Below are 17,779 nucleotides of genomic sequence, written 5' to 3' on the forward strand. Positions count from 1 at the left end.
ATATTGGTAATTATTCGGTGTGTCCCTTGTCTTTTGGCTAGTATTGCATGACTTCTGATTCCACATTACCCAATCTAAAGTCAAATTCTGCACTTCCTAATGCAGAACCAAACACTATTCATTCCCAGGTAGAGAAAAGTGCTACTGTTTCCGACTTAGAATCGGATTCTATCCTCCCGGATGCTGAGTTAAATTCTGTGCTGCTGTATTTAAAATCAAATACTGAGCTTGCACAAGTAGAGTCAACTCCTGCGAAGCCGGATGTAGAGTTAAATTCCACAAATATCTTGACCGATTTAAATAGCAGTGACTCACCATTAATAGGACAGCGGGTAAATCAGAACATTCAAGTCCAGCTGAAAAGTGAAGGGGGACGGCTGTTATTAATTTTACCGTCGGAATCTCAAGTCCCTGCATCCGAAGTCAGTTGGTCTGATATTTGGCAGCAAATCAGACAGCGCCTAAACGCTGGCGATCGCTTCCGCATATCTAACACGCCCGTGCATCTAATGGCACAAGACCGCCTAGTAGATGCCAGACAACTGCAAGAACTCGCCGAAGCTTTAAGCGATGTCCAGCTGCGATTAGTATCGGTTTCTACTAGTCGTCGGCAAACTGCGATCGCTGCTGTCACCTCTGGTTACTCAGTAGAGCAACTACAACCCGTAACTTCTCTGAATACAGAGCCAAAAGCTACAGCCATACCCCAGGCAGATGCCCTTTATTTGGAAATGACTGTACGCTCTGGAGTAGAAATACGTCATCCTGGTACGGTAATTATCTTGGGAGATGTCAATCCCGGTGGTATTGTAGTTGCAGATGGAGATATTATCATCTGGGGTCGTCTACGTGGAATCGCTCATGCTGGTGCTGGAGGTAATCGCGAGTGTCTGATTATGGCTTTGCAAATGGAACCAACCCAATTGCGGATCGCAGATGCTGTGGCTAGGGCACCAGAAAAATCGCCGATGCAGTTTTCTCCAGAAGTGGCACATATTACGCCCCAAGGAATTCGCATCGCGAGGGCTACTGATTTTTCCAGAAACCAATCGATCAAGACCGATAAGTAACCCTGAATATTTACTTAAAAGATTTAAGGATATCAGGATAAAACATAGCGATTTTCATATAGATAGAATACACTACTCTAATCCATAGCCCTTTTCCTGTGGCAAAGTGTATTGTACATAACCGAAAAACGCTATAAAAAAGCACTCATAGCTGATTCTCGCCTTAGAGATTCAGACATTTCTTCATACTTGATACGATACTTCATACTTTATACTGCATTTACAGTTTTATATTTCCTGAACCCTCATTGACCGCATTTCTATCATGACTCGCATTATTGTGATTACCTCCGGTAAAGGAGGAGTGGGTAAAACCACCGTTTCAGCAAATCTGGGCATGGCTTTAGCCAAAATGGGCCGTCAAGTTGCCTTGGTTGATGCGGATTTTGGTCTGAGAAATTTAGATTTGCTGCTAGGGCTGGAAAACCGCATAGTCTATACTGCGGTGGAAGTCCTAGCAAGAGAGTGTCGTTTAGAGCAAGCCTTAGTTAAGGATAAGCGACAACCCAATCTCGTACTTTTGCCAGCAGCCCAAAATCGTTCTAAAGATGCAGTCACACCAGAACAGATGAAGTTATTGGTGAATGCATTAGCGCAAAAGTATCAATATGTAATTATTGATAGCCCCGCCGGCATTGAAAATGGATTTAAAAATGCGATCGGCCCGGCAAAAGAAGCGCTAGTCGTCAGTACGCCAGAAATTTCCTCAGTTCGTGATGCAGACCGAGTAGTTGGATTACTAGAAGCACAAGGGGTTAAGCGTGTTCATTTAATAATTAACCGCATCAGACCCGCAATGGTGCAGGCAAATGATATGATGTCAGTGCAAGATGTTCAGGAACTTCTCGCCATCCCCTTGATCGGGGTAATCCCTGACGACGAGCGTGTTATTGTATCTACCAATCGCGGCGAACCTTTGGTTTTAGGGGAAACTCACTCTCTAGCTGGCACAGCCTTTGAGAACATTGCTCGGAGATTGGAAGGGGAAAACGTCGAATTTCTTGATATCGACTCGTCCCAAGACAACTTCTTCGTGCGTCTTAGAAAGTTGTTCTCGACAAAGATTGTTTAACCTAATTTCCCAGTCTCGGCCCTAGACCTATTCGTAATGATTGAACTTCTAGAAAAACTTTTTTCTCGTGGTCCTGATAGCAGTCGAACTCAAGTGAAACGTCGCCTGCAATTGGTGATTGCTCACGATCGCGCTGACATCGACCCCCAAACGTTGGAAAAAATGCGGCAAGAAATCCTAGATGTCGTCTGTCGCTATGTCGAAGTTGAGACAGACGGCTTAGAGTTCTCTTTAGAAAGCAACCAACGAACCACAGCTTTAATTGCAAATTTACCCATCCGCCGGGTCAAAGGCGGCATACCTGAATGGGAAAGAGATGATAAGTAGCCGTAATTTTAATCTTAGTATTTGTAAAATTAAAATCGCGTTATAGTTTGGTGCAAATAAAGTGCGTTCGCCTTAGTTTTAAGCATCACCAATTGCTTTAACTAGCTCGTATTTGTTAATTTTGCTACGAGCTTTAATATTCACCGCTTTCCCTGGTTAAAGAATAAAAAACCATGCCTTTTGTGGGCATGGTTTTTAAACTAGTAGCCAGATATGAATGCTGTTTTACTCCTGAATTCTGAATTCTCTTGCATCAATAGACCTCTTGCAATCAATTGCTTTTTGCACTTTTGTGGGAAAAGGGACTTATCTTTATTGGGGAAAGTGAAAATACCAAACCTTTCCCCCTTTCCCTTTCCCCTTTTCCCGACTACTGCAATAGGTCTAATAAATGGATGCCAACACTTTATCTGCTGCTGCGCGAAATGCTGTTGCTGCTTTAGCACTCATATCTCGCGGCGCACAGATGCGATTTCTCACATAAGCAAGAGTAATGGCGCCAACAGCAGCTAAAGTTGGATCGACAGTTTCTTTTCCACCAATTCTACCCCAAGGTAATTGGACATTATCTCCATTAATTAGATAGTCTGCCAGCAATTTGAGGTGAAAATCAACTGCTTCGGCGATCGCTGAGATATCCCCATTTGCTGCTAAAGCTTGCACTCCAGAGTTTTTCAAAATATCTTTGATTGCGACTTCGCGGTTATCACTCAGTCGTTCAGCGGCTTCTGCCCGATATTGGATTTCCTGGCTAGCTGCTGCATCCAGCGGTAATGGATTTCCCACCGGTGATGCACCCCATCTACGGCGCAGAAGTAAATTATTTGTGGTGTCATCAGACTTCACCCTGTGATATGCAGGGCGCTGATTCAGTGCCTCAAACCAAGCATTGATATGGGGGAAACGAGGATTTCCTTTGATGTGATAGCCTCGGTATACAGGCAAGTTAGCCGCCAATCTATCTAGATGAGGGCTATACATAATGTCTACCAAGCTAAAACTTGAAACAAAGAAGGGGCCGGCATATTTACCCAAAGCTTCCTCAAGCTCATCTAATTTAGCTTCAAATGCTGCTTGGAAACTTGCTAACTCATCAGCATCTGTAGGCGTTTGTCTTAAGAATTTAAAGGCAATCTCTCTAAATCCATTGGTTTCGGCATCTTCAACCCACTGTCTGGCGATGGCGTTTTCCTGTGGATCTTCAGGAAGTAGGGGGGGAGTGCTAAATCGCTCTTCTAAAGCCAAGAGAATATCTTTAGATTCGTAGACTAACTTGCCCTCAATTTTTGCACCAGGGACAAGGGTTGTGGGAACCAAGTCTACATACCACTGGGGCTTATTACTCAAATCGATAAATTCCGTCGCAAATGGAATTTCCTTTTCTTCCAGTGCAAACCAAACTCGCTCGCAGAAAGGACACCAGGAATTAGTATCTCGATAAAGCAGAACTGGTGGTTCTGTATTTGGGGAAAGTTTATCTAAACCACTGGGGATTGGTGCAGTAGAAGGAGATTGTCCTGGTCTTTTGACCCTACGAGCAGAAGTATTTTTCCTAGCAGTCTCTAAAAGGTCTTCCCAGCTGGATATCGTATTTTGAATAGACATATATTATCTCGCTTTATTAGCAACGCCAGAAAAGACAAATAACTGTTGTTCTTTGGGTACAGCCGAATTTTTGCCAAGGTAACGATGAATACCTACGCCCATGTCTCCTGTAGCTGTGAGTTTGAATTTCACTTCCTCAAATTCAGATGCTCCAAAAGCTTTTCGCACATTATCGGAGTAAGGAATACCATTAGAATGCCCGCGAGTCCAGATAACAAAAGCACCTTCTTTACTTAGAAAACTCAGGTTGTCTAACAAGCGATTCAGTTCAGCTTCTTCAGGGAGATTGCCAAAAACACCACACACAAGCACAATATCCGCTGGAACTGCTCCTACGTAATTGGCAGCGATGGTTGCATCACCGTTGATAAACTCAATTTGCTTGTCTAAACCCAAAAATTCTATAGTTGCTCGTCCACGTTCAACTAAATTTGGATTTATTTCCACAAGTCGTGCGTAAACATCCTGCTTGCGAGGGTGATTTTTTAAAGTTCCTAGTAAATCTCGCCCATCACCAGCACAAGCACTCACTATACGGATAGCACCATCAGGAGATGCATTTAAACTATAAGCAATATATTCCCGGACGATTTCTAGACGCTGTTGCAATTTCGGCTCAGTGTTGTAGAGATCGTGCCATTCAAACCAGTCTCTTGGCATAAGCGGCGATTCCTATTTTATGCAAATTACCGTAAAATAAAAACTACGATAAATCGATAGACAATTAGTAGTTAATGAATGAACGCAGACTACCATAGAAGTCAATATAAAATCAAGTCTGATTCAGGTAGGTAAATTTTGAAGATCCCGCCCCAAATACCTACTGGCTTCAATAGATCGAAGACAAGTTAGCAATAGGTTATGAAGTTAATTTACTGTTTATCGCTCGAATTACCGTATTATCTATAATTATTGTGCAAAAAAGGTTTGAAAACTTTTCTGAATATACCAATTCAGTATTGCAAGCATAAAAATTTTACACCTGCTAATCCATACACGTATCAAAGAGGAAATCCGCTAATATGACAGAGAAACTAGCACTCAACGAATATCCTGTACACGACTTGATTCGCCATCGCTGGAGTCCTAGAGCTTTTGCCGATCGCCCTGTTGAAGGCGATAAAATACTTTCGTTGCTAGAAGCAGCTCGTTGGGCACCTTCTTCTTATAATTATCAACCTTGGAATTTTATAGTTGCCACCAAAGAAGACGAAACTGAATATAATCGATTACTCAGTACTTTGGTTGAGTTCAATCAAGGTTGGGCGAAAAATGCTCCTGTGCTGATACTTGCTGTTGCTAGAGTGCAGTCTGATGAAGGGAAGACATTGCGACACGCATTTCACGATGTGGGATTAGCGATCGAAAACCTGACAATTCAGGCAACAGCTTTTGATTTAGCTGTGCATCAGATGGCAGGATTTGATGCGGATAGCGCCAGAAAACAATACCAGATTCCAAAGGACTATGAGCCTGTGACTGCGCTTGCAATCGGCTATCCCGGCGATCCGCAAAGCCTTGGTGATGGATTGCGCGATCGCGAATTAGCACCCCGTACCCGCAAACCCTTGCAGGAATTTGTATTTAGCGGACAGTGGGGAAACACTTCACCTTTGTTGATAAACAATAAATTGTAGGGCTGTTTGACTAATGTCTGTGTGCGTCATAATCATGTTTATATGAACCTAAAACCGCACACAACGAAGAGGATAACAACATGAAAATCTTACCAGTTGTGAATGATGGATTTTCGCAGATTCCCATCGTTGATGTTAGCGCCTTGGTTTCTGGAACAGATGAACGTCACACAGTCGCTTCTCAAATTAAACAAGCATGTTGCGAGTGTGGATTTTTCTATATTGTTGGACACGGTGTAAACGAGGATTTACAACAACGCTTAGAACTACTTAGCAGACAATTTTTTGCCCAGGATTTAGAAACTAAATTAAAAATCCGCATGGCTTTGGGTGGTAAAGCATGGCGGGGATATTTCCCGGTGGGAAACGAACTCACATCTGGTAAACCCGATCGAAAGGAGGGTATTTACTTTGGTGCAGAACTGGGAGAAGAACATCCACTAGTGCAAAATGGTACTCCCATGCATGGTTCTAACCTCTTCCCAGCTAATATTCCACTGTTCCGTGAGACAGTACTTGAATATATGGAGGTAATGACCCAACTTGGACACACGCTGATGGCTGGTATTGCTCTAAGTTTGGGGCTGGAAGAATCTTATTTTGCCGATCGCTACACAACAGATCCACTAATACTATTTCGTATTTTTAACTACCCCGCCTATTCATCACCGTCAGATTCTGAAGATAAATGGGGAGTTGGCGAACATACTGACTACGGTATCCTAACTATCCTCAAGCAGGATGATTTAGGTGGCTTGCAGGTGAAATCAAAATCAGGCTGGGTTGCTGCGTCTCCTATTCCTAATTCCTTTGTGTGCAATATTGGCGATATGCTAGACCGGATGACGGGAGGTTTATATCGTTCTACACCTCATCGGGTTCAGAATTTGTCAGGACGCGATCGCCTTTCGTTCCCGTTCTTCTTCGATCCAAATTTTAATGCTGAGGTGAAGCGGATTGAATTAGACGGGTTATTGATAAATGACGACAAAAAACAACGCTGGGATGGCGCTAGCGTTCACGATTTTCAAGGAACTTACGGCGATTATCTGTTGAATAAGGTATCTAAGGTTTTTCCAGAGTTGCGACGGACGTTGGTATTGACAGCTGACAGTTATAGCAGGGAACAGGCAATAGACAATAGGCAACAGGGTTGAAAGTCGTATAGCGTCAAGGTTTTACCATCAGTTTATGTCTTAAACTATGCTTCAACTGGTATAAACGAAAAAAATTCCCGTTATCAGTTGTGATGACAACGGGAGTCCATCAAATTTTTTATCGGCTATCTATCGATAAGCAACTTGTGGGCCTGCCCAAATTTCTGTAACCTGTTTCCCGAAGGTAATAGGTTGATCGTCATCTGTTGTAGTGACAGTCTTGCCATCATTAGCAACTTTGACCAAAGGCCAGTTTTCCTCACCTAGTTCGCCTGCACGAAATAGGACATGATCGGGTTGGCTTTTACTCCAACCTAACAATACTGCAATCTTCTCATCATCTTGTTGTTCATTAGCGGGAGCCACAGTGTTAGCGTGATTTTTTTGCCGATCCCAAATCACGGCGCTATCTGTAGAATCACCTGTGTTAAATACGCCTTCAAATTTGCGTGCTAAAAAGCGATCGCCTTTTTCCGACCAACTAACAGGAACTAATACTCCAATCTGACCGCTGGTATCGGTTTCTTCTGCTGACACCGCCTTGAAAGCTTTGGCTTTTAATAGGGGATCGCTAACAGGAGTAGTTGAAGCCATCACCCACAATTTCTTAGTATGCATATCTTGTACAAACAGAACGCTGGTAACACGGCTGTTGTACATTTCGGGTTTTACTTCTAGTTGCACTCGGCTATAAACAGCATATTTACCATCTGGAGAAATCACAGGTACGCTGCGGTAGTGGCGCACTCCAGAACCACCGTTAGAACTAATAGCTTCTTGAGTAGTTGTAATCCATTTCCAAGGAATAGGATGAGGACTGCCGATGGGATCTATTTGTTCTGCTTGGGACTCATCTACTGGTTCGGTATTAGGTATTTCCGTTGTTATATTTGGTTGTGGCTCTCTTATAATTGGTGGTACTTGAGTTGCTACCAACGATCCGGTAAAAGATTTTTCTCTAGGTAAAGAAATTTTTTCTTCTTTCAGAGATTTGATATTAGCAGCTTTGAGTTTTTGCACTAATTTAATTTGACCAACACGAACATCTGTTAAAGGTACAAGTTCAACTTCTGCCAGAGGATCGGGAACATTTAAATCGCTGCTTGAGAGAGAACTATCTGCTTGTGCAAAAGACTCAACTTTATACTCTTTATCCTCTGGTAATACTTGCGGCTCCTGAATAGTAGTGTTTTGTGTTGGCACAGAATCGAGTTCTTCTGCTGATGAGTTAACTCGATTTACTGTTAATGTGTCAGCTATCTCAGGTTCCCCAACTAAAGCTATTTCCTTTGATACAGGCTCAGACTCTTCAGTAATTGAAGTTGGTTTAACTACTTCGGATTTTACTGAAGCCGAGTGACCGGATGCCCCTAACAAAGGTGCGATCAATATCACAACGACAGCGTAATTGAGAAATGGTTGGGCGCGGAACCATCCTGACAGCAAAAGGGGTTTAAGCATTTGTAGACTCTCTAGAGGGGCGGTTGCTTATGTGAGGAGCAATACCTATGCAGCAATGTAGCAGGCGATAATTATATGTATAACAAGAAACTAAAAGCTTTTACTAAATAATTTCTTAATTTCCACAAATTTACAAAAAATCTGTATCATTCGGTACACCTTTTCTTTTTAAGTTACTGAATATTTTTTTCCGAAAATATGCGAGTATAGTAACTATGTTGATAACTCAGTAGTTACTACATATCTATATTTATGGTGTAGGCAGAGTTAACCACACCATAAGAGCCTGTGTTTAAGGGGTATCTAGCTTAAATTTCGAGCTAATTTATAGAGCAAAGTTAGAGTAGCTAAACTGCACTGTTGAAGTTCCTCTTAGCGATCGCTAGCAAACATCAACTAAAGCAGCTTACACACTATATTCAGTGCAAACCCCGGTAATGGTAAACGTGAGGCGTTACGTGAAAAGCTGGGAAAGCAGACACATAATACATAATACTCAGAAAATATTGCTGCCAGCAACCCTAAGTTAGAATTTGCAACCTAAAGTATAGAAACATTTGGAACGCAATGCTTTTTTACAAAAGCAACTGCGCTGAATGCTGAAATTTATGAAAATACCAGCACAACAGCAATATATACCCGATAGATACTCTAGCAACTCGCAAGCACGCAGACCCTTGAGGCTAACTAGAGGAAGATGCAGTTGATATGAACTTTTATTGTTGCTAACTTAATGTAGTTAAGTTAATCAAACAGTCTATAGTTTCAACAAATACGATAATATCTTACCACCAAAGAACCAAACTATAAATATCTAACTTAAAAGTTGTCAGTTATCAGGGGCGCACTTACCATTAACTAGTGACTAGTGACTAATCATTAATGGCTAATGAAAATCGTATTTTTTGGTACTCCCCAGTTTGCTGTCCCAACTTTAGAAAAATTATTAAATAATTCTAAATTTGAGGTGTTGGCAGTTGTTACCCAACCAGATAAACGTCGAGAACGTGGAAACAAACTGACTCCTTCACCTGTAAAAGCGATCGCCACTGCTCACAATTTACCAGTATGGCAACCAGAGCGAGTAAAGAAAGACACCGAAACTTTGAATTTACTCAAACAATCAGATGCAGATGCGTTTGTTGTTGTTGCCTATGGACAGATTTTGTCCTCAAAAATCCTCAATATGCCAAAATTGGGCTGCATTAATGTCCACGGCTCGATTTTACCAAAATATCGAGGTGCAGCACCGATTCAATGGTGTTTGTATAACGGTGAAACGGAAACGGGGATTACCACCATGTTAATGGATGCGGGCATGGATACTGGCGCAATGCTACAAATAGCTACTACAACCATTGAATTACTGGATAATGCTCAAGATTTAGCTCAAAGGCTGGCTGGAATTGGTGGGGATTTGTTGGTGCAAACTTTGTTGAAGTTGGAAAGTAAAGAAATTCAACCAATACCGCAAAATAATTTAGAAGCTACTTATGCACCTTTGATTCAAAAACAAGATTATGGTTTGGATTGGTCAAAAAGCGCTATCCAATTACACAATCAAATTAGAGGCTTTTATCCTAATTGCACAGCTACCTTTCGTGACAACCCGCTAAAAATTACTGCTTCTGTTCCCCTGAGAACAAAGGGCGATCGCCAGCTACCACCAGAGTTCCAAGAACTATTACATAAATTGTCTGATTTGTCAAATATATCAGATAGACCGGGAGTTGTAGTGAGTATTGTTAAAGGAATTGGGGCAATTGTCCAAACTGGGGAAGGTTTGTTGCTGTTGCGAGAGATTCAGCTAGCTGGTAAACGTCCCCAGTCCGGATGGGACTTTGTTAATGGTAGTCGGTTAACAGTGGGGGAAGTGTTTGGTGTTGGGAGTTGAGGGGGATGAGTGAAGTGGGGAGATGGGGAGACGCAAGGACGCGGGGACGCGGGGAAAAACTAATGCCCAATGCCCTGTTTGTCCAATGCCCAACTCCTAACTCATCACGCACTCTTAACTTCTAATTTTTCATAAAAGCGGCAAGATTCGCAAGGGCCATCTGGGTTGACTGCACAGCGAATGATTTCTGAGTGAGCATTGTAGCAACAAGTTGCGTCACCAATGACCCAACGTCCTTCTACCAAACTTTTCTCAGATGGTCGTTTTGCAGACTGGACGTAAATGGCAATATTATGCAAACGGTAGCGTCCTGCCTTAAGTTGGTAGCGATGACGGCGTTCTAGAACCGCGTAGGTTTTACCTTCAAAATCTAGATAGTTTCCAGGTTGGGGTGTCCAATCAAGTTGCACTCTACCAAGGGACTCACGCGGATGCGTGAGAATCACCTCGGTTTGTAAAGAGTCTGGCTCCATAAGCTTATGTGATTTGATTTACATTATAAGGATGTTATCGCAATAACTTTCTTTAGCTTACCGAATTTAGATTACAATTAATGATTCACGATATCGCAGAATTCAGAATTCAGGAGTCAGAAGTCAGGAGTCAGAATTCAGGAGTCAGAATAAGAAAAGGGACTCTACCTAGCTATCAGTTCGAATGGCGTGCTTCACTTTCGTTGAAATCTGGTGTATTTGGAAGAAGTAGGGATGTACATCTGTACATCCCTAAAAGTTACGGCAACCAAAATTCAGGCAGGATAGATTTGGTAAAATCACGTATTGTTTGGTTGAGCGATCGCGCCACTTGGATATGGGCTTCATCGGCTTCCACAGGTAAAATCTCAGATGTCTGACCTTCTCCTAAATAAGATACTGCCAAATTCGCCGCCTCTAAACCAGTAACGTAAGCCTTTTCTTGAGACCAGGAACCATGACGGCTAACAATCCAATCTCCACTCATAAACACATTCTTAAAACTGGTCTTAGCTTGCAACATATAACGGTAGCTGCCAGGTGCAAAGTGAGTCACCGCTTGAGGTAGGCGAATTACACTGCTATCAATTAGCTTTGCCTTGCGAAATTCTGGTATGCAAGTTGCTAAATAACGCTGAACTATTGCTAAAATCTCTTCATCGCTCAAACTCAGAAATTGATTTGCGTGATAGAAATCAGCTTCAATTACTGTTCCTGCTTCGTGGCGATATTCATCATGGAGGGCATTTAAATCGAAAAATGTCCAACCTGTAGTTGCGTCAAATCCAAAGCAAGCATTGGAAGGACGAGGAATATCAATTTTGCGATCGAACCATAAGCGAGTTGCTAAAACATCAATTGCCCCTAAATTGCTCAGATTCCGAAATTCTTCACGACTTTGTAAACTCGGACTAGTTGAAACAATTTTCTTCATACCTGTGATGCCAACTGCGAAAATCACAGCATCAGCATCAAAAACTTCATCACTGCAAACCACAGCTTTTACTCGATGATTGCTATCAACAATTAAGTCTGTTACTCGACGCTTGGGTAATACCCGCGCACCAGCTTTTTCAATACGTTCCACCCAAGGACGAAATATTTTTTCTCCTACAGTTCCCCGACACCAAACCACATCAAAATCTGGTTGATGAGCCAAAATAAAATAGTAAAGCATCCCTAAAGTTGCAGCGGCTGAACATTGTTCGCCAGGGGCAAACAAACCTACCAATAACATTGGTTCAAAAGCGTCGCGGTAAAGTCGTGCAGAAACATTGAAATCTTTGAACAGTTCGCGAGCAGTGACAAAATCATAACGCCGCCAAGCTGCATCAGAATTATCGAAATCAATAACAGCAGAAAGTAAAGGTAAGGCGCTAAGACGGTCAATTAATGGCAACCGTTTAAACTGAGTGTAGAGAAAAGTTCCCAGAGGTGCGGGGAGTCGTGGTAAATCTTGAAAAATTGGTGATTCAACTTCCAACCCCGCAGGCGAATATTGGGAAGAACGAGTCCAAGTAGTAAAAGGATTAATTCCTAATTCATTAATGAGGGAAAAAATATTTCTGTAAGGATACCAGAAGCCATGAATGCCAGCTTCTACAGATTTTCCTGCGGGTGTTTGCCAACCTGCCACCAATCCACCGGGATAAGAACCTGCTTCTAGAAGTGTCACATCATAGCCTTGTTTTGCCAAATGGTAGGTTGCTCCTAAACCTGCCCAACCTGCACCAACAACTACTACCCGTTTTTGCTGTGACCCTTCTACCATCATAACCTCCGATTCTTCCAGTCCAAGAACTTATGATAGCGTAGCTTCTCCGTAGGACTACAGAATTAGAAATGGCGATTGGCGATTGGGGAGGGATATTGTTGTGCGATCGCTGTGTAATTTATCCTATCACCGTCTATTTTGGAAAGTGAGGCTTTCTTTTTTACAAACTTCAGTGCCTAGTGGTTAAGTAAAAACTCCTTGCGGTTAATGCTGAGTTGAGAGTATAACAGAAAACAGATTTATTATTTATGGGGAATAATCCTTATGGCTCAATTAGCAGATGTAAAATACAGTTTAGATAACTATGAATTACGGGATGGAATTTATTTTCCTAGCGACTACAAAGATTTGAACAGTACTCAACACAAAAAAACCTGGGATAAAATTGGTAAAACATACTATGGTTCCCAAAAAATTGAAGCAGTGGCAGAGCGATCGCCCATCAAACAAGATTACACTCTGCTAACTGGTACTCCTGGAGGTACTTGGAATAAATTCCCATTGAATAAATCTGTCGATTCAGTTCTGGAGATTGGTTGCGGTTATGGTCGCGCACCTTTACATCTCTCTAAAGCTAAAAATTTGAGATGTGAAAAATATTATGGCATTGATATTTCTGAAACTTTATTACGGCGATTAATTAAAGTTAAACAAGAGTACGATTTTTTTCCAGAAGCTGAGTTTAATATAATTTGTAATTCTGCTGAAACATTACCTTTGGCAGATAATTCTATAGATTTGGTTATTTCTAATTGTGTATTTATGCATATTCCAGATGCACAATTAAGAAATTTATTGGCGGACATATCTCGCGTACTCAAACCGGGTGGAATTTTTGTTTTTAATCATTCCTTTCATAATAAATCTTGCCCTTCTCATATCATCCATAATTTTGTGAGAAAGTTGAACCCATTTGCGAGAAATCCAGTTTATCTCAAGCAATATTCAGGTGCTGAAATAGAAGAAATGTTGGCAGATGCTGGAATGAAAACGAAGTGTCCAGACTATATTGTCGAACCAACAGAAGAATATGCAATCTTGCCAGAAACTATTAAAGGAATTCCGGTACCATTTGCGAAAGCTATCAATCAAAGTCTCAGACCGCCAGCTAATTTAAAAGCAACTTTGGCTTATGGTTTTAGTGCCTACAGTACTAAACTGGACTAATTCAAAAACTGTTGTGTGGCTGTATCGCAATCGTATCTGATGTGTGAAAATTAGCGATCGCCAAGATCCCCGATTTCTTACTAGAAGTCGGGGATCTAACTTTTGATGAATGATTTAGAACTGCCTAGCCAGATCCCATAGGGTACTAAAACCAACAATAATTAAGCAACAAAGTCTAAAGCAGTAGACACGTTTGTAGTATCTTGCACGACAGCAATTAAATCGCCATTTCTGTAGATGAGGGTATCTAAAGCTGCGCTACCACTAAAATTGGATGTTTTTTGGAGAGTGTAGCTATTGAGAGTACCGCCAATTCTAATTTTGTCACCTTCTGACCGCTTGAAGTCTGTGATAATTGCATATCCGCTGCCTAAATAGTCAATGGTGGTAAAAGAACCGTTGTAACCAAGGCTGAATGTATCCGCCCCAGTACCGCCAGTATACCTGTCGATTTCGCCACTACTGCCACCGTAGCCACTGAGGAAATCATTGTTTGCCCCACCAATCATTGTGTCATTTCCCCGTCCCCCGTAGAGCAAATCGTTACCATTGCCACCACTGAGATAGTCATTACCGGCGGGAGTACCGCTACCATTGGTGATTTCATCACCAAAAAGTACATCACTACCATTTCCACCATAAAGTGAGTCATTACCAGCCCCACCGATGAGGTTGTCAATCCCATCATCACCATAGATAGAATCGTTTCCGCCCTTGCCTTCTATGTAATCATTTCCTGCGAAACCATTGAGGTAGTTTGAGTAATCATTTCCTGTAATGTTATTGTTGAGGCTGTTGCCACCACCATAGAAAGCAGTATTCGCGTACAGTAATGTCAAATTCTCTAGGTTTGCCCCTAGAGTGTAGCTGACATAGGATAGAACTGTGTCAGTGCCTTGGTTGCTATATTCAGTAATGGTATCAGCTGTATCTCCTGTCGATGCAGAAATAAGGTATCTATCATTACCTGTGCCTCCAAGTAAAATATCAGTGCCGGCTCCACCCCATATAAAGTCATCCCCTGCTTCACCGAAAATAACATCATTACCCCCATCTCCGTAGAGAACATCTTTACCTCCACGACCAAGGATGGTATCGCCGCCTTCGCCACCGTTAACTAAGTCATCTCCCTCTCCAGCATCGATGATATCGTCTCCGCCTTTGCCATTAATAACATCGTTGCCTCCATAGCCAAAAATCGAGATATCAGCAGATTCAGTACCGTTGAGGTTGTCCTTACCAGGAGTGCCATAAATAGCCATAAATTAATGTCCTCTTACATTTTTTTCAGGACTGACGTAAGTGTTATATTTTTTAGGTTGTCTAGACTGATACAAAGACTTTACTCTAGACCCCATAACAGAAAATATATTTTTGTCCTGACATATTCTTCAATATGAATATTCTGTTTTTCAGATTTTCTCGATTTCCTTAATTGTTTGTCATGTAATTTACCAACTGCTACCAACTTTTTGAAACTAAAGTTGGTAAATTAGGGATTAGTTGAGCTAATTTTTCCCTACGCAACTATGCCATTGGATTTATCGCCGCTTTGGATATCACTCAAAACTTCATTACTCGCGACATTTATTACTTTCTTTTTGGGCATTGCTGCTGCCTACTGGATGCTGGGATATCGTGGCAAAGGGAAATCTTTGATTGAAGGTATCTTTATTGCTCCTTTAATTTTACCGCCGACAGTTGTTGGTTTTCTGTTGCTGCTGTTTTTTGGCAAAAATGGCCCTGTAGGGAAATTGATGCAGACTTTTGATTTTACTATCGTCTTTACTTGGTATGGTGCTGCGATCGCCGCTACCGTCGTTTCTTTCCCGTTAATGTATAAAACTGCACTAGGAGCCTTTGAACAAATAGACGGCAATCTGCTGCGGGTAGCGAGAACCCTTGGTGCAACAGAAAGGACAATTTTTTGGCGTATTAGTTTACCCTTAGCACTACCTGGTATTTTAGCTGGGACGACTCTGGCTTTTGCCCGTGCGTTGGGAGAATTCGGTGCGACGTTAATGTTAGCTGGTAATATTCCCGGACAAACCCAGACAATCCCAATGGCAATTTATTTTGCTGTGGAAGCGGGAGCGATGAATGAGGCCTGGTTTTGGGCGATCGCAATTATGGTGATTTCTCTATCTGGAATTATTGGAGTTAACTTCTGGCAGGAAGTGAGGGAGAAGAGAGCAGGGGGAGCAGGGGAGGCAGGGGGAGAAATTTTTTATCGGCCGGACTTTGGTTTGGAGTCGCGTGGGTTGTTTGTAGAGATTGAAAAGATACTTCCTAGTTTTCATTTAAAAGTGGCTTTCAGTAGTAACGAGCAGCCTTTGGGATTATTGGGAGGTTCGGGGGCAGGTAAGAGCATGATTTTGCGCTGCATTGCGGGGATAGAAACGCCGACAAGAGGGCGGATAGTTTTAAATGGTAGAGTGTTGTTTGATTCGGAAAAAGGAATTAATGTACCTAGCCGCGATCGCCGCGTTGGTTTTTTAGTGCAGAATTATGCTCTGTTTCCGCACATGAGCGTGGCGCAAAACATTGCTTTTGGTTTGCCCAAAGGATTGTCCGCAGGGAGTATTAGAGTACAGATAGAAGAACTATTATTAAATATGCAGTTGCAGGGATTAGGCGATCGCTACCCACACCAACTTTCAGGAGGTCAACAACAACGGGTAGCTTTAGCAAGAGCATTGGCCAGTCAACCGGAAGCATTGCTTTTAGATGAACCTTTTTCTGCACTCGATACCCATCTGCGTAGTCAATTAGAGCAGCAAATGACACAAACTCTTGCTGACTACCAAGGAGTGGCTTTATTTGTCACCCATAATATGGAAGAAGCTTATCGACTTTGCCCGAATCTATTGGTATTAGAGCATGGTCGAGCCGTGCATCATGGCAGTAAATACGATATTTTCGAGCATCCTATGACTGTGGGTGTTGCCCAAATCACTGGCTGCAAAAACTTTTCCCGGATTATTCTTCAGTCACCGCAACAGGTAGAAGCGACTGATTGGGGTTGTACTCTCCAAGTCGTGGAAGCAACGAACAGTCTACTTTCTCACATCGGCATTCGCGCCCATCAAATTATCTTAACCAGCGACTCATCGTCTGAAAACACCTTCCCTTGTTGGCTAGCAAAGACAAGTGAAACACCTCATCGAATGACATTATTTCTGAAACTACATTCTGCTGCTAATAATTCTCACGATTACCATTTGCAAGCCGAAGTCTTTAAAGAAAAGTGGGTAACTATCAAAGACCAACCTTTTCCTTGGTATGTGCGTTTAGATCCTTTGCGTCTAATTTTAATGGAATAAACGCATAGATGTAGAGCAGGAAACAGGCAATAGCCTTGAGAGTCTGTTGTTGTCGGGATTTGGCGAACAGTTTATGTCCTAAATTACGCTTCAAGTGCCATACAATATCAAGCTCTTTACGTACCATGCTAGATATAAGATAATTATTCATGCAAAAATCCGACAACAAAACATCAAAAAGGCTTCTTTTCCTATTTCCTATAGCTAGCTAAGTCAAGCTCTTATGCTCATTTACTTTGCTGCACCTTTGTTTTCACAAGCTGAACTGCACTTTAACCACTACCTGACTGAAAAACTGGAATCGCTCGGTTATCAAGTCTTTTTACCACAGCGTGACGGTGCGGAGCGGGATAAGCCACCTTACGACAAAATGACGAAAGAGGAACGTAGATTGGCAATGTTCCAACTTGATATAGCAAAGATTATGGAGTCTGATATATTTTTATTTTTATTAGATGGGCGCGTACCTGACGAAGGAGCTAGTGTAGAGCTTGGAGTTGCATATACCCACAAAAAACTTCAGCATCCCAACAAGTTGATAATTGGCTTACACACTGATATTCGCGCAGCATTTATCGGCTCAAAACTCAATCCAATGATACGCGTACCTTTGGAGTTCATCGCAACAACAGAGAAAGAATTGCTCCAAGTGTTGAGACATTATCATGATTTTCAAGTTCTGCCCGATTTTACAAAGCAGATTCAACTGTAATTTGCTGTGATTTTTGAAGCCTATTTAAATTTTGAATTCTGAATAGTGAATTGGTTTTTACTTCAAGCGCCCAGACCCAAAGAGCCTGAGCGCTTGAATATTAGGTT

General features: G+C 41.9%; 15 protein-coding genes. 9 read left to right on the forward strand and 6 right to left on the reverse strand.

Annotated features, from left to right (window positions below):
• Positions 1-47: 47 nt before the first annotated feature.
• From minC to minE, 3 genes are all read left to right on the forward strand, one after another.
• Complete coding sequence (gene minC / locus NSTC745_RS00505) at positions 48-1,070, forward strand: septum site-determining protein MinC (RefSeq protein ID WP_445635426.1); 1,023 nt, start codon at positions 48-50, stop codon at positions 1,068-1,070.
• 265 nt (positions 1,071-1,335) lie between these two features.
• Positions 1,336-2,142, forward strand: a complete 807-nt coding sequence (gene minD / locus NSTC745_RS00510; protein WP_096537093.1) for a septum site-determining protein MinD — start codon at positions 1,336-1,338, stop codon at positions 2,140-2,142.
• 36 nt (positions 2,143-2,178) lie between these two features.
• On the forward strand, positions 2,179-2,469 hold the full coding sequence (gene minE / locus NSTC745_RS00515) for a cell division topological specificity factor MinE (RefSeq protein WP_096537092.1): 291 nt from the start codon (positions 2,179-2,181) through the stop codon (positions 2,467-2,469).
• Positions 2,470-2,853: 384 nt separating this feature from the next.
• Here minE and NSTC745_RS00520 read toward each other — a convergent pair whose 3' ends face one another.
• A complete protein-coding gene (locus tag NSTC745_RS00520) occupies positions 2,854-4,074 on the reverse strand; it encodes a glutathione S-transferase family protein (protein WP_445635427.1) in 1,221 nt (406 codons plus the stop codon).
• A 3-nt stretch (positions 4,075-4,077) separates the two neighbouring features.
• Positions 4,078-4,734: a class I SAM-dependent methyltransferase family protein gene (locus NSTC745_RS00525; RefSeq protein ID WP_445635428.1), complete on the reverse strand. Its 657-nt coding sequence runs from the start codon at positions 4,732-4,734 to the stop codon at positions 4,078-4,080.
• A 362-nt stretch (positions 4,735-5,096) separates the two neighbouring features.
• On the opposite strand from NSTC745_RS00525, the gene NSTC745_RS00530 reads away from it, so the two are divergent.
• Complete coding sequence (locus NSTC745_RS00530) at positions 5,097-5,711, forward strand: nitroreductase family protein (protein ID WP_096537089.1); 615 nt, start codon at positions 5,097-5,099, stop codon at positions 5,709-5,711.
• Positions 5,712-5,791: 80 nt separating this feature from the next.
• Positions 5,792-6,868, forward strand: a complete 1,077-nt coding sequence (locus NSTC745_RS00535) for an isopenicillin N synthase family dioxygenase (RefSeq protein ID WP_445635429.1) — start codon at positions 5,792-5,794, stop codon at positions 6,866-6,868.
• Positions 6,869-6,997: 129 nt separating this feature from the next.
• On the opposite strand, the gene NSTC745_RS00540 is transcribed toward NSTC745_RS00535, so the two are convergent.
• Complete coding sequence (locus NSTC745_RS00540) at positions 6,998-8,329, reverse strand: hypothetical protein (RefSeq protein ID WP_445635430.1); 1,332 nt, start codon at positions 8,327-8,329, stop codon at positions 6,998-7,000.
• A gap of 889 nt (positions 8,330-9,218) precedes the next feature.
• On the opposite strand from NSTC745_RS00540, the gene fmt reads away from it, so the two are divergent.
• Positions 9,219-10,223, forward strand: coding sequence for a methionyl-tRNA formyltransferase (fmt, locus tag NSTC745_RS00545; RefSeq protein ID WP_445635431.1), 1,005 nt, complete (start codon positions 9,219-9,221; stop codon positions 10,221-10,223).
• A 104-nt stretch (positions 10,224-10,327) separates the two neighbouring features.
• Here the strand turns inward: fmt and NSTC745_RS00550 are convergent, their stop codons facing one another.
• Together NSTC745_RS00550 and NSTC745_RS00555 are read right to left on the reverse strand one after the other, a co-directional pair.
• The gene (locus NSTC745_RS00550; RefSeq protein WP_445635432.1) at positions 10,328-10,696 is read right to left on the reverse strand and encodes a DUF6464 family protein; all 369 of its coding nucleotides are present in this window, start codon (positions 10,694-10,696) and stop codon (positions 10,328-10,330) included.
• Between the two features lie 259 nt (positions 10,697-10,955).
• Positions 10,956-12,467: a hydroxysqualene dehydroxylase gene (locus NSTC745_RS00555; RefSeq protein ID WP_445638495.1), complete on the reverse strand. Its 1,512-nt coding sequence runs from the start codon at positions 12,465-12,467 to the stop codon at positions 10,956-10,958.
• A 267-nt stretch (positions 12,468-12,734) separates the two neighbouring features.
• On the opposite strand from NSTC745_RS00555, the gene NSTC745_RS00560 reads away from it, so the two are divergent.
• Complete coding sequence (locus tag NSTC745_RS00560; RefSeq protein WP_445635433.1) at positions 12,735-13,637, forward strand: methyltransferase domain-containing protein; 903 nt, start codon at positions 12,735-12,737, stop codon at positions 13,635-13,637.
• A gap of 161 nt (positions 13,638-13,798) precedes the next feature.
• Here NSTC745_RS00560 and NSTC745_RS00565 read toward each other — a convergent pair whose 3' ends face one another.
• Positions 13,799-14,899, reverse strand: coding sequence for a calcium-binding protein (locus tag NSTC745_RS00565; protein ID WP_445635434.1), 1,101 nt, complete (start codon positions 14,897-14,899; stop codon positions 13,799-13,801).
• A gap of 267 nt (positions 14,900-15,166) precedes the next feature.
• Between NSTC745_RS00565 and modB the strand changes: the two genes are divergently transcribed.
• Both modB and NSTC745_RS00575 read left to right on the forward strand, forming a co-directional pair.
• Positions 15,167-16,960: a molybdate ABC transporter permease subunit gene (gene modB / locus NSTC745_RS00570; protein ID WP_445635435.1), complete on the forward strand. Its 1,794-nt coding sequence runs from the start codon at positions 15,167-15,169 to the stop codon at positions 16,958-16,960.
• A gap of 223 nt (positions 16,961-17,183) precedes the next feature.
• Positions 17,184-17,672, forward strand: a complete 489-nt coding sequence (locus NSTC745_RS00575; RefSeq protein ID WP_445635436.1) for a nucleoside 2-deoxyribosyltransferase — start codon at positions 17,184-17,186, stop codon at positions 17,670-17,672.
• Positions 17,673-17,779: the final 107 nt, after the last annotated feature.

Source organism: Nostoc sp. DSM 114161, from assembly GCF_052692665.1.